Source organism: Neobacillus niacini, assembly GCF_023715785.1.
Taxonomy (GTDB): domain Bacteria; phylum Bacillota; class Bacilli; order Bacillales; family Cytobacillaceae; genus Neobacillus; species Neobacillus niacini_E.
Genome location: NZ_JAMBOX010000002.1, coordinates 494358 through 517545 on the forward strand (window position 1 = coordinate 494358; position 23188 = coordinate 517545).

Annotated in this window: 20 protein-coding genes and 2 pseudogenes; 2 read left to right on the forward strand and 20 right to left on the reverse strand. The window is 44.2% G+C overall.

The genetic code is table 11. The features are described from left to right. Window positions 1–37: 37 nt before the first annotated feature. The 11 genes from M3234_RS07020 to M3234_RS07070 form a co-directional block, all read right to left on the reverse strand. Complete coding sequence (locus M3234_RS07020) at window positions 38–1648, reverse strand: PucR family transcriptional regulator (protein ID WP_262304011.1); 1611 nt, start codon at window positions 1646–1648, stop codon at window positions 38–40. Between the two features lie 70 nt (window positions 1649–1718). Next, complete coding sequence (locus tag M3234_RS07025; RefSeq protein WP_262304012.1) at window positions 1719–1937, reverse strand: hypothetical protein; 219 nt, start codon at window positions 1935–1937, stop codon at window positions 1719–1721. A 19-nt stretch (window positions 1938–1956) separates the two neighbouring features. Further along, the gene (locus M3234_RS07030; protein ID WP_262304013.1) at window positions 1957–3432 is read right to left on the reverse strand and encodes an NCS1 family transporter; all 1476 of its coding nucleotides are present in this window, start codon (window positions 3430–3432) and stop codon (window positions 1957–1959) included. A gap of 145 nt (window positions 3433–3577) precedes the next feature. Further along, the gene (hydA, locus tag M3234_RS07035) at window positions 3578–4996 is read right to left on the reverse strand and encodes a dihydropyrimidinase (protein ID WP_262304014.1); all 1419 of its coding nucleotides are present in this window, start codon (window positions 4994–4996) and stop codon (window positions 3578–3580) included. A 25-nt stretch (window positions 4997–5021) separates the two neighbouring features. After that, complete coding sequence (gene preA / locus M3234_RS07040) at window positions 5022–6308, reverse strand: NAD-dependent dihydropyrimidine dehydrogenase subunit PreA (RefSeq protein ID WP_262304015.1); 1287 nt, start codon at window positions 6306–6308, stop codon at window positions 5022–5024. Window positions 6309–6322: 14 nt separating this feature from the next. After that, window positions 6323–7678, reverse strand: a complete 1356-nt coding sequence (locus M3234_RS07045) for an NAD(P)-dependent oxidoreductase (RefSeq protein WP_262304134.1) — start codon at window positions 7676–7678, stop codon at window positions 6323–6325. Window positions 7679–8096: 418 nt separating this feature from the next. Next, complete coding sequence (locus M3234_RS07050; protein ID WP_262304016.1) at window positions 8097–8903, reverse strand: uroporphyrinogen-III synthase; 807 nt, start codon at window positions 8901–8903, stop codon at window positions 8097–8099. Between the two features lie 12 nt (window positions 8904–8915). After that, the gene (locus M3234_RS07055) at window positions 8916–9587 is read right to left on the reverse strand and encodes an oxidoreductase (protein WP_262304017.1); all 672 of its coding nucleotides are present in this window, start codon (window positions 9585–9587) and stop codon (window positions 8916–8918) included. 252 nt (window positions 9588–9839) lie between these two features. Continuing rightward, the gene (locus M3234_RS07060; RefSeq protein ID WP_262304018.1) at window positions 9840–10607 is read right to left on the reverse strand and encodes a cobalamin-binding protein; all 768 of its coding nucleotides are present in this window, start codon (window positions 10605–10607) and stop codon (window positions 9840–9842) included. 47 nt (window positions 10608–10654) lie between these two features. Then, window positions 10655–11227 carry a branched-chain amino acid aminotransferase gene (locus M3234_RS07065; protein WP_262304019.1) on the reverse strand — a complete coding sequence of 191 codons (573 nt, stop codon included), beginning with the start codon at window positions 11225–11227 and terminating at the stop codon, window positions 10655–10657. A 95-nt stretch (window positions 11228–11322) separates the two neighbouring features. Further along, window positions 11323–12855 carry a DHA2 family efflux MFS transporter permease subunit gene (locus M3234_RS07070; RefSeq protein WP_262304020.1) on the reverse strand — a complete coding sequence of 511 codons (1533 nt, stop codon included), beginning with the start codon at window positions 12853–12855 and terminating at the stop codon, window positions 11323–11325. Window positions 12856–13041: 186 nt separating this feature from the next. Here M3234_RS07070 and M3234_RS07075 point away from each other — a divergent pair, with 186 nt between their 5' ends. Then, complete coding sequence (locus tag M3234_RS07075; protein WP_262304021.1) at window positions 13042–13947, forward strand: TetR/AcrR family transcriptional regulator; 906 nt, start codon at window positions 13042–13044, stop codon at window positions 13945–13947. A gap of 38 nt (window positions 13948–13985) precedes the next feature. Here M3234_RS07075 and M3234_RS07080 read toward each other — a convergent pair whose 3' ends face one another. From M3234_RS07080 to M3234_RS07090, 3 genes are all read right to left on the reverse strand, one after another. Next, complete coding sequence (locus tag M3234_RS07080; RefSeq protein WP_262304022.1) at window positions 13986–14372, reverse strand: hypothetical protein; 387 nt, start codon at window positions 14370–14372, stop codon at window positions 13986–13988. Between the two features lie 181 nt (window positions 14373–14553). Continuing rightward, complete coding sequence (locus M3234_RS07085) at window positions 14554–15039, reverse strand: PaaI family thioesterase (RefSeq protein ID WP_262304023.1); 486 nt, start codon at window positions 15037–15039, stop codon at window positions 14554–14556. 14 nt (window positions 15040–15053) lie between these two features. After that, window positions 15054–16205, reverse strand: a complete 1152-nt coding sequence (locus M3234_RS07090; RefSeq protein ID WP_262304024.1) for a lactate 2-monooxygenase — start codon at window positions 16203–16205, stop codon at window positions 15054–15056. A gap of 163 nt (window positions 16206–16368) precedes the next feature. Between M3234_RS07090 and pepF the strand changes: the two are divergent. Further along, window positions 16369–18187 (forward strand): annotated as a pseudogene (gene pepF / locus M3234_RS07095) (oligoendopeptidase F). 125 nt (window positions 18188–18312) lie between these two features. Here pepF and M3234_RS07100 read toward each other — a convergent pair. The 6 genes and pseudogenes from M3234_RS07100 to M3234_RS07125 all read right to left on the reverse strand — a co-directional run. Next, window positions 18313–19008: pseudogene (locus tag M3234_RS07100) on the reverse strand (bifunctional acetaldehyde-CoA/alcohol dehydrogenase); the annotation flags it as partial. A 127-nt stretch (window positions 19009–19135) separates the two neighbouring features. Further along, window positions 19136–20866, reverse strand: a complete 1731-nt coding sequence (locus tag M3234_RS07105) for a bifunctional metallophosphatase/5'-nucleotidase (protein ID WP_262304025.1) — start codon at window positions 20864–20866, stop codon at window positions 19136–19138. A 118-nt stretch (window positions 20867–20984) separates the two neighbouring features. Then, complete coding sequence (locus M3234_RS07110; protein ID WP_262304026.1) at window positions 20985–21479, reverse strand: hypothetical protein; 495 nt, start codon at window positions 21477–21479, stop codon at window positions 20985–20987. Window positions 21480–21517: 38 nt separating this feature from the next. Next, window positions 21518–21952, reverse strand: coding sequence for a universal stress protein (locus tag M3234_RS07115; RefSeq protein ID WP_262304027.1), 435 nt, complete (start codon window positions 21950–21952; stop codon window positions 21518–21520). 307 nt (window positions 21953–22259) lie between these two features. Next, window positions 22260–22457, reverse strand: coding sequence for a hypothetical protein (locus M3234_RS07120; protein ID WP_262304028.1), 198 nt, complete (start codon window positions 22455–22457; stop codon window positions 22260–22262). Between the two features lie 135 nt (window positions 22458–22592). Continuing rightward, on the reverse strand, window positions 22593–23147 hold the full coding sequence (locus M3234_RS07125; RefSeq protein WP_396953932.1) for a hypothetical protein: 555 nt from the start codon (window positions 23145–23147) through the stop codon (window positions 22593–22595). Window positions 23148–23188: the final 41 nt, after the last annotated feature.

The following is a 23188-nucleotide window of genomic DNA, read 5'->3' on the forward strand; positions in this document are numbered from 1 at the left end:
GCAGACGTCCTGTTCTTAAACAAGTTGACCTCCCGCCCTACTTGGCCTGCCCTATTTTCCCGGGCTGTGATGCGGCCAAATAATCATGTACCAGCAGCATGAATTCAATCGCCACCCGCTTTTCCCGCTCCATGAAATCCTCACCTAGGAGGTTTTCAAGCTTCTGCAGCCGATGGTAAAGCGTCTGCCTGACAATGAAAAGCTTATTGGAGGTCTCTTGCTTTGATCCGTTGCATTCCAAATAGGCTTTTAACGTCTCCAGGAGCTTGGCATTGTATTTTTTGTCATATTGAATAACAGGCTGGAGGTACTCAGCGGCCAGCTCCTGCAGGTCGGTATACTTGCTGAGCTGGGAGATCAACCGGTACAAATGCAAATCCTCATAAAAATAATGGCTTTGCTTTTGAGTCATTTTTTGCTGAATCTTTAATGTTTCTTTCGCCGTAAGATAGCTTTTATGTACATCGCACAGAGATTCTGAGACCTTTCCGGCTGCAATAATAAATTTGGCTGATCCCTGTTTGCGGATAAATTCAGACTCTTCAAGCGAAACGATGGCCTTCTTGATGCGCTCCTTCAGATTCCTCTTGGCCCGATTGTTCAATAAAATAAACGTTAACTCATTTCTTTTTTCTACAAAAAATACCGTAAACCCATTTTGTTCAAATACGGAACGGAACAACAGCTTGAGATAGGTGACGTCGGAAATGGATTTTTCTTTTAAAGGAATCAGCTTAGTGATCAGCACCGCTGCCTCATTTCCTTTTGTCTTACACCCATTCTCAGTTAAATAATCGTAAATATCTTCAAGGGAATGTTCCCCGGCAAGCCAGCCTTGCAGCCATTCAAACTCCTCCGCCCGCTTTTTTTCCTCGACATATAACTCTCTTAGCAAATGCTGGGCAAGAGCGGTGGCCGTACGGTCCAATATCAATAAATCATATTCGCTGATCGGGATATCCGGGGAATAGATACTCAATTCAGCAAATTCCTGGCCGAATAAAAAGATCGGTGCCACAGCAAAATGTTCATCGCTCTGCTTTTTTGCCAGCTGCTCTAGGATCACAGCTTGGCTGCTGGGAGGGATATCTGGCACAAATTCGTATTCCCCATTTTTTAGCCGGAAAATGACCTGGACATCCAATGCGGAAAAAATAAACTGGAGGATTTCCTCATGGCTTTCAATGGTTAACAGCCGTTTATTTAAGCTCTGCGAATAATTCTCCAAATCGGAAATCTTTTGGTATTGCTGGTTGATGATCACCGAATGAATGTCCTGGGTGATTTCGACAAACGGTACCTCCTGTTGAAAAATAATAATGGGGAACTGCTGGTTATTTGCCAATTCCAACACTTCACCGGGAATGTCCGTAATATAGGTTCCCAGTTCGATGCACAACCCTGCGGCATTATTGTCAATAAATTCTTTAACCATCGAAACAAACTGGTTCGAATTATCCTTCCAGGCAACACCGGTAGACAAAATGAGCTCCTGTCCTTTTAAGAGATTGCGGATGCTGGTAACCTCCACAACATGGACCCATTTGACCACGCGGGAAAGCCCATCGTGACCGGCAATGACAGCGGCATGTTCAAAATGTTTTCTTTTTAAAATATCGAGGACTTTTAATTGAAATTGTTCCTTCATGATTTTGTCTCCTTAGCTGGTTAAGGGAAAAAGGATTGGTTTTTGAAGGCCCAATCCTTTTCCTTTGCCATTACAGCAATCCTTGATTCTGCTTGATTAAAATGCTGGAAAAATATTTACGTGCATTGGCATTTCCAATCAGCAATGTTTCGATTACGTTACCGTTCGGATGGACAAAATCCACCGTGGCACCATCCAAGTGCTCCCTGACACCCGAAATTCGGTATCCTTTTTGAATTAAAAAATCAATTTTATCCCGCTCCTCAAGAAAATGGTGATATTCTGACATTTCGCACCCTCCAATTTGCTTAATATAAATCCAGATTTTCCGGAAGTTTTTGTATAGCAGGTTCAACTAGCGATTTTTCATCAATTACCCAGTCGCGCCCCACCGAAATCCCTAAATATTTATCATCATCTGGGTCTTCAAGTTCTGCCTGGCGATACAGATTAAACCACCAGTATTTTGCCAGCACATAATAGACGGCTGCGCCGACGAGGAAACCAACCAAGAACCCATATTCTGGCACAAAATAGGAAGCAATCCCGCCCATAATCCAAGCTATAAACCCGGCCACATTTACACCACCAAGATACTTAAATTGGCCATGATCTTCGTAAAGTTCCGGTACATTTACCCGCCGCTTGCGGATCAAGTAATAATCGGCAAACAGGATGCCGACGATTGCTGATAGGATGCCGCCTACAAACAACAGGATTGGAATGATGACGCCAAAGAGCTTCCAAGGCTGGACAACAGTTCCCACTATTCCCGCTGTAATGACACCGGCCCAGAACGGAAACTTCGGTCCGCCGACATTGGAGAAAATAGTTGCGGCAGGAACTACATTCGCGGCTGTATTGGTAGACCACTGTGCCAAAACTACCATTAATAATAAAATGGCAAGAATAAAGCCGCCGGCTGCCTTCTGCAGGGCAACAACAGGGTCATAGTTCAACACAGCTATATAGGAAACCGCACCGATAATAATCATAAATGTTTGTGTAAGGGGCATTGCAACAAGGTTGCCAATAAGCGACCCTTTGTTCCGTTTAAACCAATTTTTCTCATTTGCAGGTGCCTTAATGAACCGGGATATGGAAGGAATATCGGCACTTAATGTTGCCCAGAAGCCCATATTGGAAAAAATAACGACTAAAAATGCAGTAAACGCTGCACCGCCGGTTACAGGCGATTCCACCCAGCTCCATACGTCCCTGCCTGCAGCGGCTGCCTCATCTGACAATGAAACATACATCCATAAGGATATAATTAGAATGACTGGCGCAGCCAAATCCGCAAACCGTTCAATCGATTTAATCCCAAGTGCGGTATTCACCAATTGAACGAACGCAAAAATCAAAAAGCAGATAAACCAATTGTCTAAGCCAAATAAAATATTTAAAATACCGTTCATTGCCGTGGCCCCAAAATAGGTATTAATACCAAACCACATCGAAGCTGTAACACCGCGGGTAACCGAGGGAATATGTGTCCCAATCGTCCCAAACGGCGCCCTCATGTAAACTGGAAAGGATAGACCGTGTTCAATGCCGATATCGGCAATCAGAGAGATGAAAAACCCAATGGCCAAACTTCCAATGATCGTTGCCAGGATGACCCACGGCAAAGATAGGGTCATAACACCTGATCCGCCGATGGCAAAGGTGGCAAGCACGACAACCATACCCACCCACATGAAGGAATAACCCAGATTCGTTATTTTCCGGTCTTTATGATGGATGGGCAATAAATCTGGCGATTTTAGATGGCTTTTTTTCATGTGAACACTCCATTTCGGTTAAATTTTTATAAATCAAAGATTCATACAACCGATATCAACGAACATTCATCATGGGCAATTCCGAAAAGCCCCGGCAATTGGCAGGAATGGTTCATTTATGAAGCGTGGATTCTATACTAGTTAATTAGATTGATAGGGTTTGATTTTGTGTTAACGGGGCATTCATGCTGTATTTTGCCCGCTTCAAATAGTGACCTGAGCCAGGCTTGCCGACAAACTGCTTGTCACGAACAACGTATTCGCCGCGAACAAGCACGGACACTGGTTCACCTGTTACCTTCATGCCTTCAAAGGCATTGTAATCAACGGCCATATGATGCGTTTCTGCGGAAATGACCCGTTCGATATTCGGATCAAAAATAACCAGGTCAGCATCGGCGCCAACGGCGATCGTTCCTTTTTTCGGGAATAGGCCGAACAGCTTGGCAATTCGCGTCGACGTAATATCTACAAATTGATTGAGACTAATCCGCCCCTTCTTTACCCCCTCAGAGAATAAAATCGTCAATCGGTCCTCAATGATCGGGCCGCCATTCGGGATTTTCGTGAAATCTTCTAGGCCCAAATCCTTCTGGCCTTTAAAATCAAACGAACATTGGTCAGAACCAAGCGTTTGCAGCTGGCCGCTCTTCAACGCATTCCAAAGCGCCTGCTGGTTCCATTTTTCGCGGAGTGGCGGGGACCATACATATTTTGCTCCTTCAAAATTTGGTTTCTCCAAATAGCTTTGATCAAGCACTAAGTATTGCGGACAGGTCTCGCCCCAGACATCGTATCCCTTTGCCCTGGCCTCGGCGATCTTTTCAGCCGCATCAGCACAGGAAACATGAACAACATATAATTGCGAGTTTGCAAGTCCGGTAAATCTGGCAGCACGTCCTGTTGCTTCCCCCTCCAATTCAGGCGGTCTTGTCAACGCATGGTAAATCGGATCCGTTTTTCCTTCAGCCAGTGCCTTTTTCGTTAAATAATCGATGACATCGCCGTTTTCGGCATGAACCATGACCAAAGCCCCGAGTTCCTTAGCCGTGACAAGTGTTTTAAATAGTGTTTCATCATCGGCTTGGAACACATTTTTATAGGCCATGAACACCTTAAAGGAGGTAATCCCCTCTTCATCAATCACCTGCGGCAATTCGCCTAGTACTCTATCATTAATTTCACTGATCATCAGGTGGAAGCTATAGTCAATGACCGCTTTATCCTTTGATTTGTTATGCCAAGTTTGGATCGCGTTTTTCAGCGGTTCGCCCTTGTTTGTTAAGCAGAAATCAATAATGGTTGTTGTTCCACCAAACGCTGCGGCAACCGTTCCTGATTCAAAATCATCCTTCGTGACCGTGCCGCCAAAAGGCATATCGAGATGGGTATGGGGGTCAATTCCGCCTGGAAAAACCAGACAGCCTTTGGCGTCAATCACTTCTGCTCCAAGGGCAGACAGGTTTGCGCCGATTTGCGTGATTTTTCCGTCCTCAATTAATATTTCGCCTTGAAACGTGTCGGTTGCGGTAACGATGGTTCCGTTTTTAATAATTTTTTTCATCCTTTAATTCCTCCATTCTATTACATTATTTGGAAACATCTATTTTGCATTGTACTGCGGCGTTTAACGAAGCCTGGCGTTCGTTCCAGGTCATCGGCGGCAGTTCGTTAGGCACTTCAACCATGTCAATCGCACCGTCAACTGGGCAGACAATCGAGCAGAGGTTGCAGCCTACGCAGTCTTCCTCGCGGACCTTCAGATAGCTCTTTCCTGATGCATCGGTCAACATATCGATACATTGATGTGACGTATCTTCGCAGGCAATATGGCATTTATTGCAGTTGATGCAAACATCTGTATTGATTCTTGCAACAATGTTGTAATTGAGGTCTAGATCGCCCCAGTCCGAGTATTTAGGTACTGATTTACCAATGATGTCAGTAACAGCTGCAATTCCCTTGCTGTCAAGATAGTTGCAAAGTCCCTCAATCATATCTTCGACAATCCGGAAACCGTGGTGCATGGCGGCTGTACAAACCTGGACACCGGTTGCTCCCATAAGCATAAATTCAACAGCATCCTGCCAATTCGAGATGCCGCCGATTCCGGAAATCGGCACATTGATATGCGGACTTCTGGCGCACTCGGCTACCATATTCAAAGCAATTGGCTTGACTGCCGGGCCGCAATAGCCACCGTGTGCGCCTTTACCGGCCACATGCGGTATCGTGTTCCAGGAATCAAGGTCGACTCCCATCAGGCTGTTGATCGTATTAATCATACTGATGGCATCCGCCCCTCCCTTGCAGGCTGCCTCGGCGGTTGCGGTAATATCGGTAATGTTTGGCGTTAGTTTAACAATCACCGGTGTTTTCGCGACTTCTTTTACCCAATAGGTCTGTTTTTCTACTAATGCAGGTACCTGACCGGAAGCCGACCCCATCCCACGTTCGGCCATTCCGTGCGGGCAGCCGAAGTTTAATTCAAGGCCGTCGACGCCGACATCCTCGACGCGCTTGACAATTTCATGCCATTTATCCTGTTGTGGCTCAACCATCAGCGAAGCGATAATCGCATGATTGGGAAACTTCTTTTTCGTTTCATAGATTTCTTTTAAATTCACGTCCAACGGCCGGTCGGTTATCAATTCAATATTGTTAAAACCGGCTACCCGCTGCCCGTTGAAGTTAATTGCGGCGAATCGGGACGTTACGTTTAAAATCGGATCTCCCAGCGTTTTCCATACGGCCCCACCCCATCCAGCTTCAAAGGCCCGCTGGACTTGGTAACCGGAATTCGTTGGTGGCGCAGACGCAAGCCAGAATGGATTGGGTGACTTGATTCCCGCCAAATTAATGCTTAAATCAGCCATCTCGTTTCCCCCTTTTAATTGACCGTTTCAACTGCAGAAAATTGTTTATGAATCGCGTAGGCAACATCTTTTCCTTGCTGGGCGGCCGTCACGACCATCGCTTCTCCTTTTCCTTTGCCAAAAATCACATCGCCACAGGCGAAAATTTTTGGATTGGAGGTTTGAAGTGTTTTGGAGTCAACTCTGACGACACCCCCGTCATGGTCAAGACCTAATTGCTCGATTAAGCTGAAATGCCTTGTTTGTCCGATTGCCTTTATTACGGCATCAACCGGAATCACGTGCTCCGACCCTTCTACGTGTACAGGCCGGCGGCGGCCATCCTCTTCCTGTTCGCCAAGCTTCATCTTTATGCACTGTATTCCGGTAACCTTGCCATTTTCATCGCCGATAATCTGCTTTGGCGCGGTCAACCAGCGAAACTCAACGCCATCCTGCTTGGCAAATTCATACTCAAAATCATAGGCCGTCATTTCCTCGGCGGTTCTACGGTATAAAATTTTGACGTTTTCCGCCCCCAGTCGGACTGAACAGGTCGCTCCGTCAATCGCGGTATTACCGGCACCAATGACGACCACCTTTTTGCCGACAAAATCCTGAGTGATTCCACCATCCTTTGTCGACTTTACAAATTCAATTGCATCATAGACACCATCAAGGTCTTCACCGTCAATACCTAAGCTTGGGACTTGACCCATCCCGGCGGCAAGCACAACCGTGTCAAACCCTTCCAGTAAATCTTTAACGGAAAGATCCTTTCCAACAACCGTGTTGGTTTTGATGGTCACATTTAATTTTTCTACCTGTTGGACTTCCCAAAACGATATTCGCTGTGGCAAGCGGAACGAAACGATTCCATACGTGTTTAAGCCGCCGGCCTTTTCGGCAGCTTCAAAAATCGTAACAGCATAGCCGAATCTTGCCAGCTCGCGGGCTGCAGATAATCCGGCAGGGCCACCGCCGATAACGGCAACAGTCCGGCCATTGGATTCACTAGGTTCAAATAGGGTTTTGTCATTGTGGATGGCCCAATCTGTCGCATAACGCTGGAGATTGCCAATCATAATTGGTTTTGTGGAATGATTGAGCACGCAGGCTCCTTCACAGAGCTCTTCTGTTGGGCAAACCCGTGCACAGCTTGCTCCGACCGGGTTTGAAGACATAATGGTTTTTGCTGAACCGAGTAGATTTCCTGAGGCGATTTTATTAATAAATGTTGGGATATCAATGCCTGTCGGGCAGGCTTTAATACACGGGGCATCATAACAATAGAGGCAACGATTGGATTCCTCTATCGCTTCTTGCGTTGTCAGTCCGGGTTCTACCTCTTGAAAGTTCCGTTCAAGATTTGTCAGGGAAATCCGTTGCATTTTTTCAACAGCCAATGAAAAACCCTCCTTTTTTTTAGTTCTTCTAATTGAAAGCGCTTTATTAATTCTGTCTACTTAATTAATCCTATCATCCCCAGTCTTGCTTTTACAGAAAATTCTGCATTCTATACCTATTTTACTGATTCTGATTAGGTATTACACCTTACATTTTGTTAAATACTCCATCTATCCAAGTATTCAATATGTAAAAAACACCTGCTAATGTAATGACACGCACCGATTTCTGAATACTTTTCCAATTTACCATACCCTCCCTGAAAAATTTGTAAAAATTCATCGAGATGATAAATTGTTTGACAGACTATTTATTTAGTGAATAGGGACTTGGTATAAGGATCAGGGGTAGAACTTATCGACAAAAAAACAGTGTTTCTTTTATTAGAAACACTGTTTTAATTCAGCTCTTATAATATTGAGCCAATTCGATGATCATGGCGCCCATTCTTTCATGTTGTGGGACGACCATCCGCTCAACGCCCTCTTCCCTTAGTGCCTCAGCTGTTACCTTTCCAACTGCTGCGGCCAAAACATGTTTATTAAAACAGGCAGCCATTTCGGGATGGATGGAGTGCATTCTTGCATAATCAAACAGGGAGCGTACCTGAACGGCTGTCGTAAAACATACAGCATCACTTTCTTTACCCAGTATTTCCTTGACTAACGTTTCAACAGATTTGTCTTCTGGGGGAATATGCTGATAAGGCAGGATCTTTTGAACCTCCGCCCCGCGTGATTCAAAAAAACTTGTTAAGGCAGGCGCCGTTTCTCCATGCAGCTGGATCATGACTCTTTTTCCTGAAAAGTCTACATCCTGAAGAGCTTGGGCAAGACCTTTGGTTGTCCCGTCTTCAGCAACGGCTACAGGTGTGAGCCCCAGTTTCTTGAGCACTGCGACAGTTTTATAACCGCGGCAAGCAATCTTTGCCCCATGAAGCCTTGTTAATAATGCCTCTTCCAAAACTAGCTTTCCCGCCAGTTCCACAAGGGTTTCGGTACCGATTCCCGTTGTAAGTATCACCCAATCGGCACCTGTTTCAACGAATTGAATGATGTCTGGCCCCACTTCCTTCTCCGCTAAAAAAACAGTACCCTGAAGCGGGCGGACAAGCGGTATTCCTCCTTGCTTTTCAATTAATGCGCACATTTCTTCTATTTTGCGGGAGCCGCATATCACTACTTTCTTACCAGATAGACCTTTTTCCAATTGCAATCCCTCCTACAAATTTCTGACAGCCATTTTTTCGATTTCATGGGAAGGATAGATATTGATTCCTGTATTCGATGATTGGGCCGATGCTGCCATCGCTTTAGCCACATTCTTTGCCTCGATTGCTCTATATGGGGTGAGTGGACCAATCATCAACGCATTCAAGACACCGCTGAATTTGGCCGCGATTTCTTCCCCCAATCGTTGCTCCCCCCGGTCTCCCAATAGCAATGAGGGACGGAAAATATGAAGTGACGGAAGGTTTAATTCTTTCAGCGCGGCCTCGATATCCCCTTTCACTTGATTATAGAAAAACATGGATTTCGGATTGGCGCCCATCGCGGTTATGATTAAAAACTTTTCTGCCCCTTGTTTTGCTGCCATTTTTGCCGCCTCGAGCGGGTACTGGAAGTCGACCTTACGAAAGGCTTGCTTCGTTTTTGCTTTTTTAATCGTGGTGCCCAAGCAGCAGAACACATCGGTCACTTGAAATAGTTCTGGATAGGATTCCAGTCGATCGAAATCAACGGCATGGACCTCACACAGTGGGGCAACGGGTTCAATAGGTCTCCTTACCAATAAATGAATTTTCTCGTATGTATTCTGGCCGGCAAGAACCTTTACCAATTCACGGCCGACCATACCGCTTGCTCCCAGCACGAGCGCTGTTTTCTTTTTCATACAGTATCCCTCTCTATACAAACCGCATTGTTTCTATTAGACACTTTAGATACACCAACTGCGCTTTTTGTCCTTTAGAACGGTTCTATAAGACACTTTGGGTGCACCTGCAGTGCATTTTGTCTTTTAGAGGGCTTCTATTAGACACTTTTGTGGCTGAAGCTTCTCATTTTGTCTTTTAGAGCGGTTCTATTAGACACTTTGGGTACACTTATACTGCATTTTGTCTTTTAGGTGCCTCCAAATAGTCCATTAATCATGTATTAACCCATAAAGCTTTTCCAACCCATCTAGCAATCTAGGAGACGGCCGGCAATATAGTTCCTCTTCCAATATGAGAATTTGGTTATCGCTCGGATAGCCTAACTGATCGTAGCCCTGGCGCTTGGTTACTGTACTTTTTTGCACTTTATTCTTCCTGACTCCAACCCAGGCTAGGCAAATATAGTCGGGTTTCCGTCGAAGTACATCTTCCCAATCGGTCTGTACGCTGGCCAAGTCCACATCAGCAAAAACATTGACAGCTCCGGCAGCCGTCGATATTTCTGTTAGCCAGTTGATTTTTCCCGGGGTGAAAATTGGCTTCGGCCACCATTCCCAGTACAATTTTGGGTGATGACCCCTATTATTGGAAAGCTCTTTTACCCTCTCGAGCCGCGAACGAAATTCCTGGGCAGCCTTCACGCCGCTCTCCGGAACACCAAGTACCTCAGCAGTCCTAATTAAATCCTGCTCAATATCCTCCAATGATTGCGGATTCAACACAATATGGGGAATCCCGCGTTCTTGCAACGCTTCCACGTTTTTCTCCATCCCCGGAACACTTAATGAAGCAAGAACGATATCGGGTTCCAATTGCTCAACCAAATCCATTTTGATTGATAAATCCGGGCCGAGCTTCGGCAGGTCCCTAATTGCAGTTGGCCAGTCCGAAAAATCATCAACCCCAACCAATAAGTGGGTAAGGCCCAGATACTCAACAATTTCGGTATTGCTCGGGCATAATGAAATAACTCGCACAGACTCCCCTCCTCATAACCTATTGAATATATATTGGCGACTTCAAGCTAAATGTCCTCTTCCTCAATGCTTTCCATCAGTTTAAACAAGAATTGATAAATGAGCTGGTATCCTTCACCAATGCTCATGTTTTCATTGAAGCCTTCCATTGAATTTAACGCGAAGTTTAAGTCCCAAAGACCCTCTTGGCCGTTAAACAATAAATCAAACTTCGAACTTTCACTATGTAGATGGCTATTTAAAAACTGCTTCAGCTTTTTATCATATTTCTTTTGCAGCTTTATTCCGAGCATGACGTCGTATGTGCCAAAAACATCATCGGCCTCGATTGATACCGATTCAGCCCGAACTACATCAAACCATTTGGATTCCAGGTAGATGAATTCATTTTTGTGCTTTTTCAGGAAAACAAGCGGCTGGGTTAAAAATGACGATGATTCATTGCGAATTAGATTTTCTGTTTCTTTATCGCAGCGTTCGATGTATGCGTCTTCGAACCGAAGACTTGCTTCTTTTTCGATTAATGGCGTATCTGCCAAACCATGCCTTTCCGCATATTCTTTTTCCTCTTTAAAAATGGCTTCACTTGACATATATTGCTTGATCTGATCCTTTAACATCGTATTCCTCCATTACCAGTTTCATCTATAATATTGAGCGATTTTCACGAAAATAGCAAATAGAGGCGGCCCGATTTGGACCGCCTCTCTCGTGTTTAATTACCCGCTAATTTCGGAGCGATTTTTTTTTCGCCTGTAGGCTTATATTCCCCAGGATCTTCTGCTTGTTTTGCACGTTTAATAAAGATGGAAAGAACGATTGCGACAGCCGCAATAAATGTTGCAATTAAAAATGAATAGTTAATTCCATCCAACATCGCTTTCGCCATAATTTCCTGTTTCATTTGTGCGATCACCTCTGGAGTATGCTGCTGAGTAAGATTTTTCATGGCTTCGTCGCCAATCTCTTTTGCTCTTGTCTCAGTATGGTTTGACATGATCGTTACCAATAGAGCCGTACCAATTGCCCCGGCCACCTGGTTTAGCGTGTTGTTCATTGCCGTGCCGTGTGGATAAAAGCGCGCAGGCAATTGGTTAAGTCCATTTGTCGAAACCGGCATCATGACCATCGACATGCCAAACATCCGTATAGCATGGAGTGTCATTAAGTACGCATAGGATGTCTCAAAGGTTAATTGGCTGAAAAAGTAAGTCGTTACCGTCATTATTGTCAAACCGGCAAGTGCCAGCGGCCGGCCGCCAATTTTATCAAACAACTTTCCAGTGATTGGTGACATAAACGCCATAACCAGCGCACCCGGAAGCAGCATCAAACCAGCATCCATCGGCGTAATTCCTCTAAGGGTCTGAACATAAATCGGCAACAGCAACATCCCGGAAAACATCGCCATGTTCACAACCATCGTAATCGCTGAAGCTAAAGCAAACATCGGATATTTATAAATTCGGAAATTTAACAATGGCTGATTTTGTTTTAAAGAGCGCAGGATAAAGGTCACTAATGAAATGACGCCGACAGCAATGGTTCCATAGACCTGAGGGCTGTCCCAGCCTTTACTTCCTGCAGAACTAAAGCCGTAAAGAATTCCGCCGAAACCAACACTTGAAAGTAACAATGATAGTACGTCAAGACGAATATTTACTTTTCCCTTCTTATCTTTTAATAAGAAGAAGCCGATTAAAATAACGATAATCGCAATAGGTGTTACAAAATGGAACAGCATTCTCCAATCGTAGTGTTCAATAATCCAGCCTGAAAGTGTAGGCCCAATCGCCGGTGCTGCCATTAAAATCAACCCGAATACACCCATCGCCGCTCCCCTTCTTTCAATTGGGAAGCTGACAAGCATAACATTCATTAATAAAGGCATTAGAATCGCTGAACCAGCAGCTTGGATCATCCTTCCTGCCAACAATAACGGAAAAGCGTGAGCAAAGCCGGCGAGAATTGTACCAGCCGCAAACATGCCCATTGAAAATAGAAATAAGTTCCGAACTGAATACTTCTGGATTAAATAGGCAGTCGATGGAATCAAAATCCCATTAACCAACATAAACCCGGTGGACATCCATTGGACTGTCGCCGCATCCACATCCAAATCCTTCATAATCGAAGGCAGAGCAATGTTTAGTAATGTATTATTTAAAAATGCAATAAATGCGCCAATCATTAGGACAGCAATAATTCCATATGGTGGACGGTCAGTATGTTTAACGGATTTCTCCATGGTGTTTCCCCCTCTAAACTAATTGTTCATTTTTTTATACCCCTGTTTCATACTTACATATATTATACTCTCAGTTCATTTTTTGCAATATAAAAATCTTGCATATTTTATAGGTTTGTCAGGACAAAAAAAATAAGGTACTATAATTTTATACTCGTAGTCCAAAAAGAATGCAAGGAGATAGTGATGAATGAACGAAAGCAGCATGTCCTAAGGAAGGCTCATCAGTTGTTTATTGAAAAAGGGTTTCAAGCGACCTCGATCCAAGACATATTGGAATACAGCGGCATTTCAAAGGGTACATTTTATAATTATTTCTCTTCCAAGAATGAATTATTAATTGCCGTTTGCAAAAAGTCTGTGGCTGACTTGGAAAAAATGCGCGATGACTTATTAATCGGCCAATCGCCCTCAGACATTGAGGTTTTTATAAAACAAATCGAATTGCAATTAAAGTTGAATCGGAAAAATAATCTAATTACACTTTTTGAAGAGTTAATGTTCTCAGATGACAAAGACATGAAGCAATTTTTCAAGAAGGGGCAAATAAAAAATATTCGCTGGCTTTATCAACGGTTTATTGATCTTTTCGGGGAAGAAAAGAAACTGTTTTTATTAGATTGTGCAATTATGTTTATGGGTACTCTTCGCGATAATTTAAGATATAGTAACTTGGCTTATCAATCAAATACCAATATTGCTGAGGTTGTTCGTTACACGGTAAACCGGTTGGTTAAAATTGTCGATGAAGTGTCAGAGGCGAATGAGCAATTAATTGCACCAGAAACTTTGGAAACTTGGCTTCCTAGCAAAAAACCTGGTCCATCATTTAAAAAGGAGCTGCATCACCTTGTTGCTTCTTTAAAAAATTCTCTTCCGGGTACTGACCAGCAGGAGAGTCAAACCGAATTGCTTTCGTTTATTGAGGAGGAATTACTGGATTCAAAAAACCCGCGCCGTTTTTTAATTGAGAGTACCATGGCTGCATTAACGTCCCTTGGGGATCCAATATGGGAAAATAATCTTCGTCAGTTGAAGCGATTAATTGCGGACTATTTTATCAAAATAGAGGAAATGAAAGAAAACGGATGAGAGGCTGCCCCAGTGACAGCCTCTATTTATGTAATATATTATTGAAGAAACGCTTTTTGTATTTCCCAAATAAAGTAATGCCTCGAATATTGCCTTACTTCAACAACCGCATCTTCGCCATTTTTCGTAAAAATCAATCCCGATCCCATTTGTTCTTGATACTTCCAGCCTTTTGATGTCATAAAATCCTTTATTACCTCATACCGGTCATCCTCTGTACTTTCTGACAAATACCTGCTTCGCTTGTCAGTCTTAGCAAACTGGACATATTTTGAATCACCAAATTGAAGTTTAACAGCAGAAACAAGCAGCGGCACTGGATTTCCCTCTTGGAAAATGACAGGTCCAAAAGCACTAATGATAAGACCGGTTCCCATTATCATCATGATCAGAAATGGAAGTATATATTTTTTAATCCGTCCCATCTAAACCCTCCAAAACGCCCATTTATTTATTATGACGATCTTACCGGCGTTTTAGTTGCAGTAAAATTGGAAAACTTTATAATAAAACAGCCTCCTAATTGCGGAGACTGTTTTTCATACAATTATTTATTTTGGGCAGGGCCATCCTTCCAGCGGATGGCCGGAAGGGTGTTTACTAGTCTTATTCTTGTTTTATAAATGTACTAGGCATCGAAACGGCGATCACTTCCCCGCGGGCACAAAGCACGTCATTGGCAAAAACTTCTGTTTCTACCTTGAATTTTTTCGGGTGAATTTCGGTTACCGTTCCGACCGCTTTAAGCGGTACCCCGTGTGGTGTCGGCTTGACAAAGCTTACATTTAAATTGCCGGTGACAAACCGCGGCGGTTCCGCCCCATCACCCGGTTCGTGGCCATTTTTTCGATGCAGTGCCAAAGCCGCGGATCCGGTGCCATGGCAATCAATAAGCGAAGCAATTAGTCCGCCATATACGAACCCAGGGGCTGCTAAATGCTCCGGTTTCGGCGAATAAATTGTTACGGTTTGATCCCCTTGCCAGCCTGTTCGAAACTGATGGCCTGATTCATTTAGACGCCCACAGCCATAGCACCAGGCTATTTCATCCGGGTAATAATCCTGAATGGCTTTTACTATTATTTCTTCCATTCCTCTTTCCCCCATTACATTATTTTTAGTAACTCACGGCTCAATTCTTCGATTGACCGCTTGCCTGACAAAGCCAAAGTTAAATCAAAATCGGCAATCAGGTTGCGTAGCACCTGTTTAACGCCCTCTTCCCCTGCCAATGCCAAACCATACATGTAGGGGCGGCCAACCAACACCGCTCTGGCTCCAAGGGCCAGTGCTTTCAAGATATCAGATCCTCTGCGAATGCCGCTATCCATTAGTACCGGGATATTGCCTTGGACAGCATCGACCACTTCCGGCAGGGCATCGATGGCGGCAATCGCCCCGTCGACTTGTCTGCCGCCATGATTGCTGACCACAATCCCGTCAACACCATGTTCGACCGCCAGCTTGGCATCTTCAGGGTGCAGTATGCCTTTTAACAAAATTGGCAATGATGTTTGTCCTTTGATAAACTCCAAGTCGTTCCACGTTAATGTTGGATTTCCGAACACGCGCGCCCACAGCATAATCGCCGATTTCATGTCCTCATTTGGAGATTTCTCTAATCTTGAACAGAAAACAGGATCAGATAAATAGTTCCCAATTCCTTCCCCTTCGAGGAATGGCAAATAGGCATGCTCAATATCCTTTTCCCGCCACGCCATCATCGGTGTATCGAGGGTAATGACGATGGCTCCGTAGCCAGCGCCTTCCGCGCGTTTGACCATGCTGGCGGCAATTTCCCGGTCATTGCTCCAGTATAATTGGTACCAGCGCTGGCCATGTCCCATTTCGGCTGCCACTTTTTCGAGGCTGTATGTAGATGCGGTACTCGCGATGAACGGAACCTCCATGGCCGCAGCTGCTCTTGCCGTCGCTAATTCCCCTTCAGGATGGACAATCGACTGCACGCCTACCGGCGCAAGCAATACAGGATAGGATAGTTTTTTCCCAAACAGCTCAATGCTTAAATCCCGAGTAGAGGTGTCGCACAGCATTCGCGGGACGATTTGCCATTTTTCGAAGGCCTTATTGTTTTGCTTTGCCGTTACCTCTGCACCTGCTGAGGCCGCCACATAATAATACGGTTTCGCCTCAAGGCGCTCCTTTGCTTTAGCCTCCAACTCCTCATAGGAAACAGGGACAATATTCTTTTCAAACTGCTGATAAACCTTGAATTGGACCGAATTACCGAAACTCATCTTCTCTCCCCCTCGTAAACGCTTCCATAAATCCTTCTTATTTGATTTTAAGGAAATGTTGGAAATTTTACAACAATTAAGCTGTTAAAGCTATTGACTTAATTTTCTAGCAAACACTATGATAATTCTTAGTACCACGAAATATTATAGGAGGAATTTGCTCATGGAGAAAATAGTGGAAAAACGGCTTACCCGCTCTGAAGTTCAAGAAGATTTGACTTGGAATCTGGCTGATTTATTTTTATCTGATGAAGCATGGGAAGCCGAACTTGGGGTAATTGATTGTGAAATCGCGAAATTTGATAGATTCAAGGGCACTTTACATACTGGATCGAAAGCTTTGTTGGAATGCTTGGAAGCACAAGAGCAGCTTTCGATGAGAATGATTAAGGCCTGGACATATGCAAGCTTAAAACAATCGGCAGATGGAACGGACCCGGTAAACCAGGCTAATTCTGCAAAAATTGCGGCATTGCGTACAAAAACTGTTGCCGCCCTCTCTTTTATTGACTCGGAAATTCTTCAACTTGATGATGGTGTTGTTAATCAATTTTTGCAACAGGAGCCTGAGCTTATGGCTTTTCGAAAGAATCTTATGGAGCTTTTAGATTCGAAAACCCACCGGCTCGCTCCGGAAACTGAAGAGGTTTTGGCCGCTCTTGGGCAAGTTCATGATGCTCCATATCAAATTTATCAAATGACAAAATTGGCGGATATGGATTTTGAACCAATCGCTGATACTAATGGGAATGAACTCTCTGTCTCCTTTGCCCTGTTCGAAAATCGCTATGAATTTTCGCCAGATACAGAGGTTCGCAGAACAGCATACCAATCGTTTGTTTCGACCTTGAAGAAGTATACCAATACGATGGCAGCAACATACGCTACGGAAGTGAAAAAGCAGGTGACGCTTGCCCGCTTACGCAACTATGAGTCTGTTACACATATGTTACTGGATCCCCAGCAAGTATCGCTGGAAATGTACAACAATCAGATTGACATTATTTATAAAGAATTGGCACCCCACATGCGCCGCTTCGCACAGTTGAAGAAAAAAGTGCTGGGCCTCAAAAAAGATCATGTTCTGTGATTTAAAGGCACCACTTGATGCTGATTTTAATCCATCAACAACGTTTGAGGAAGCAAGCCAATTAATTCATGAGTCCTTAAAAGTCATGGGACCGGAGTATAGTGGGATCATACAACGAGGTTTTAAGGAAAGATGGGTCGACCAGGCAGACAATGTCGGAAAATCAACAGGTGCTTTTTGTTCCAGCCCTTATGGTGTCCACCCGTACATTCTTATTACCTGGCAGGAAAATATGCGCGGATGCTTCACCTTGGCACATGAATTCGGTCATGCTGGACATTTCTATTTGGCCAATAGGAATCAGCGAATCATGAACGTACGTCCTTCCATGTATTTTATTGAGGCGCCTTCGACAATGAATGAGATGCTGTTAGGTCAGCATTTATTAGATAAGTATAAAGATGACCAGCAAATGAGCCGCTGGGTCATTCTGCAGCTGCTAGGAACCTACTACCATAACTTTGTCACCCACTTGCTAGAGGCTGAATATCAACGCCGAGTTTATGCGCTTGCCGAAAAAGGCTCAGCACTGACAGCGAAGACGCTGACAGAAGTTACCGGAGCGGTGTTATCAGAATTCTGGGGTGACACGGTGGAAATCGATGAAGGGGCCAGCTTGACATGGATGCGCCAGCCGCACTATTATATGGGGCTGTATCCATACACCTACTCTGCAGGATTAACCGTTTCAACAGCCGTCGCTCAAATGATTCAGGAAGAAGGCCAGCCAGTCGTTGACAGATGGCTCGACGTCCTCCGCGCCGGCGGGACCATGAAACCACTGGAACTCATCAAACATGCAGGCTTAGACATGTCAAAACCTGAGCCAATTCGCAAAGCGGTGGCATACGTAGGATCCCTCATTGATGAACTAGAAAGATCATATCAATAGTTACTGTTTTTCTATTGGTGTTATTTCTATTGGTGTCAGGCACCACAAAAAGACAATTGAGGCCATTTGTCCACCCCAGGTGGACAAATGGCCTTTTTAATTTTATTCCATATGTTAATTATTTGTTAGACACCTTTATAAGCCTGGCGGTAGATGGCTGCGAGCTCAGTTATGAGCGGAAGTTTTGGATTAGCTGTCGTGCATTGGTCTTCGAAGGCACGATCTGCCAAGTAATCCACTTTGCTTTCGAATTCCGCTTGATCGATTCCGGCAGCTTCAATGCTCATTGGAATATCTAGGTCTCTTGCCAAATCAATGATGGCCTGAACGAGGCTATTAACACCTTCTTCTGTCGTGCTCGCAGGCAGCCCTAGCAATCTTGCAATTTCAGCATAACGCTTATCGGCGATGAAATGTCTATATTTAGGGAATGCCGTAAACTTCTCAGGCTTCGTCGCATTGTAGCGAATGACATGCGGCAGTAAAATCGTATTGGCCCGGCCATGGGCAATTTGGAATTCGGCCCCAAGCTTATGAGCCAAGCTATGGTTAATGCCAAGGAACGCATTTGCAAATGCCATCCCGGCAATCGTTGATGCATTATGCATTTTTTCGCGAGCTTCTTCGTCACCGCCATTTTTGTAGGCTCTAGGTAGATATTCAAATACTAGCTGAATGGCTTTCATCGCTAATCCATCCGTATAATCATTGGCCATGCAAGAAACATAGGCTTCAATAGCATGTGTCAATACATCCATACCGGTATCGGCCGTTACATGTTTCGGCACCGTCATCACGAACTGCGGGTCGATAATCGCTACTCTTTTTGACATAAAAATACTCCCCTTGAAGTAAACAGATTTTTATTTTTTAATCTGTCTACCTAAAGGGGAGCATATCAAACGCATCACAGTCTTTTGTTTGTTAAAAGAAGTTCCAAAATGCTTTCTATTGCAGCTTGCGAATCCTATTTTGCAACTCATAAGTGAATGGTTTCGACTGGGCCTTGATATAGGCAACAAACACATCTAAATCTACAGGTCCAACTTGTTTATTTTGGGCTTTGGTGAATTCAGTGAAACCGTCACCTCCGCCTGCTAAAAAGATATTTGCCGCAACAGTATACGATTTATTGGGGTTAATCGCTGAGCCGTCTGCCATGGTAACGTCCACTACCTTTTGTCCGGACGGCTTGTTTGAATCCCAGGTGTAGCTCAGACCGGAAATTTGCAGCATGGTAGTTTTTGCTCCCCATTGCTGGTTTAACAGATTATGGATTTGCTGACCCGTCATGGTCATTCTTATCATATCATTGTTAAATGGCTGAACAGTATATACTTCACCCCAAGTTATATCGCCGGAATCAATGTCGGCACGGATGCCGCCGGGATTCATGAAAGCAAAATCAGTCTTTAATGCGATCCTTTGGGAATCGGCAATAAAGTCGCCAAGCACGGATTCGCCGTTTTCATTCTGCTTTGAGGATAAGGCAGTCGTTGTGGAGCCGACAACCTCATTTACAATTGGTTCGATTTTTGCCTCGTACCCTTCAATCATTTGCCTAATTTCAGGATCAGGTTGGATTCCCTCCTGGAACGTGGTGACTATTTCTGCCCGCTTCGTTACAATATCCTTTGTTTTAGGGTCAATTTCAAGATCGACATCAGAAAAAGCGGTGCCATAGGAGTACGATTGAACGACTAATTTATTATCAACCGTCGCATTCATATAGGCATGATTGTGGCCGCCGAAAATAACATCGACTTCATCATCGACACGATTGGCAATGTCCACAAGCTCTCCTGTCGGGTTTTCGCCGTTCGGTCCGGAAGTGCCCGGATTATGAGCTAGGACTACGATCGCCCTTACACCTTGTTTCTTCAATTCCGCGACACTTCGATTAATCGCTTCCACTTCATCGGTGAATTCCAAACCAGCCACGCCGCTTGGAACCACAATTGTAGGTGTTTCTCTTGTTACGACGCCGATAAAACCAATCGGCATCCCATTCACTCTGATTACTTGATGGGGCGGCAAGATCGTCTTGCCTGTTTCCCTATTCACGACATTAGCTACAACCCAAGGGAATTTGGAGCCAGCAAAATTTCCGGTTTTTGGGTGAGCACCGCCATGAATTAAGCGTAGCAGCTCATTCACTCCTTCATCAAACTCATGATTCCCTACGGTACCAATGTCAAAGCCCATTCTGTTTAAAAATTCGATCGTCGGTTCATCCTGCAGCAATGCTGAAACCGGCGGGCTAGCTCCGACCATGTCCCCTGCCTGGACGAGAAGCGTGTTCTTATTTTCTGCGGCCCGTTGCTTTAAATAGGCTGCTAGATAGTCAGCACGGCCCGCAGGCTTACCGCCCACTTTTCGGGTTACATTTAATTGACCATGCAAGTCGTTAATTCCCAAAAGCTGAATTTGAATATAGCGCTGACTTGGCGCAGGAGGCTTGACCTTTTTCTGTTTTGTTTCTGGACGATTCGAAATATGGCCATGGTATTCCTCCGATAATCCCTGGTCACCTGTCGGATTTTGCCGGACCACTTCGACATTTGGTTTAGCCGAGACATCTGTATTATGATTCTCTTCCAAAGCTAGGGCTGAAACATATGTATTCCCTGACCACCCCAATAAACAGCAAATGATCAAAGAAATCACGCTTTTATTCATCCATTTCCCTCCTAAATTTTACTACAAACCAAAGGTATTTTGTGCTTTGACTGGGAGGAATATACATATTTAAAACCAGGTAAAAAAGCAAAAGCATCGGAACTCCGATGCTTGGGTTTTAATTCCTTCGTTTGGATTTTGACGCGGCATGCCCCAAACAGGCACCACCAATAGCACAGGCAATCATCATGACCACTCCGGAAAAAATTCCAGGAAGAGCGGCGCGGAACCACTCCATCATGCTAAAGGCTATCCACCAGCTAAGTCCAAACCCAACTATCCCCCAGACCACAAAGTCTTTAATATTACGAAAAACAATTCCAAGCAGCAGTCCGCCGGTAAGGCCCAAGAATAATCCAATAAATAGGTACTTTAACGGAAGCTCAAAGAACGTCAGAAACACAAAAATCGGAACGGCGAAACCAATGAAAAATCCGATTCCACCAAAAATCCCTGCCATCACTGTTAGCTTAATATTACGGGCAGGTACTGTGAGGAAAGCGCTTCCTAAAAACCCTGACAAAAGAAACGCCTGGACCATGTAATCTCCCGCCATGCCTGCAATCAATCCACCCAAACCAAACCCAATTGCCCCATAAAGTTTATAGGACATCCTGCCTTCCCCCTTGATTCCATTCGAAAAAACCCTGGCTAATTTCGCTTTGGAATAATTAATACGGGTACCCGGGATTCATGAAGGACTCCATTTGAAACACTCCCTAGTACAGTACCTTTAATTAATCCTATGCCGCGCGACCCGATAACGATATATTGAGACGATAATTCTTTTGCAAGTTTGCAAATTTGCTGCGTAGGATCGCCAATCCTTAGAATCAGTTCATAATCCACCTTCTGTGCTAGCATAAAGTCAGCTGCCAGTTTTGTCGCTTCCTCAAACATCTCCCTTTGATATTCTTTAATCAATTCATCATTAATAAACATTTTAGTGTGAAAGAAGTTGTAGGAAGGCTGCACATTGACCAAGAAAAGCTTACTTTGATATGCCTCTGCCAAGCGAACGGCCTCCTTTAAGGCCTCAAGAGAATGATCCGAACCATCAATACCGACTATAATTCGATTCTTCATGTTATTCCCTCCAATAAAGTAGTAGAAATGACAAAAGACCTTTTGACTGTGTTCAAAAGATCTGGCGAGAAACAAATGGTGTCAACAGGACGGCTCCACATCCACAAGGATAACCACTTACTATTAAGTTCTAGTTTGAAAGGGCCACCCCTTCACCTTTATTGTATGGGGATTTTACTAACAAATCAATGTGAATGTTTGAACAATTTATGACTTTACCCCTTGGAAACGGCTATACGACCGGCAATATGGTTTAATGAAATTGGATATATTTTCCATCTTAAAATTATTTGGAAGGGTGAAGTTTTCATGTGGCATGCCAAAAGTAATGCTGAGTTAATTCATGAAATGTAGCAAGGTATCTATCGACGATGGTTCGAAGGAAAGCCTCCTTACAGCCTGTACAATCCAAAGCGCTGATCCAAATGACTGGCAGGCGCTGGTCAGTTTGGTTAAGCTGCTCATCTGTCACGTTAATTGCCTCTAACCAGTTATATTGCGGCATCGTATCTACCCCTCATTTTAAAAATTGACTTTTATACTATCATTAGTATAGAGTTTTCCTAAAACTGACGTCTATTTTTTGTGAAACAATTCACAAATAATTCTTTGTTACAATATCACCTTGAAAAGGGTAAATTCAAGGCATTATTATTTTTATTAATCTATTAAACATAGCCCGGCCCAGTTCCATCCAAATCCAGCTGCAGACATACGAAAACAACAGGATTCCCCCTGCTGTCCATAAAGAAAATGAACCAGCAATCCCTGGACCGAGGACGGGAAATTTGATAATGAATAATAAACTGCTAATCCCTAGAGTTAAAACTAACGAGCCCACCGCTGATACGGCCCATCTCGTTGTGAAAAAACGGAAAGCAATACCCATGCCCAAGCCCAATAGCCCGGTTGTGAATGGAAAAATCATCAGCTCACTAGGCTGCAGAATCAGAAGCAAGAGGTTAGTTAGGAGAAAAGCCATCCCTCCTAATGGAAGGGATAACATGCTGTAAAACAGGATTGGTGCAGTTGCCAGTGGACTAATGAAATAACCGATGCCAGGCAGGAAACCACCGGCCGACTGAAAAACGGCTGCAAGGCTGGCAAAAATCGCCCCAATGACAAGCCGTTTTGTTCTCGAGATCCTTCTGAACTCAGCTTGAGCAGTCTTGATTGAAGGTTTCAAAGAAAACACCGCCTTTTTGGCACACAAAATAAATAAAGGAGACACGATCT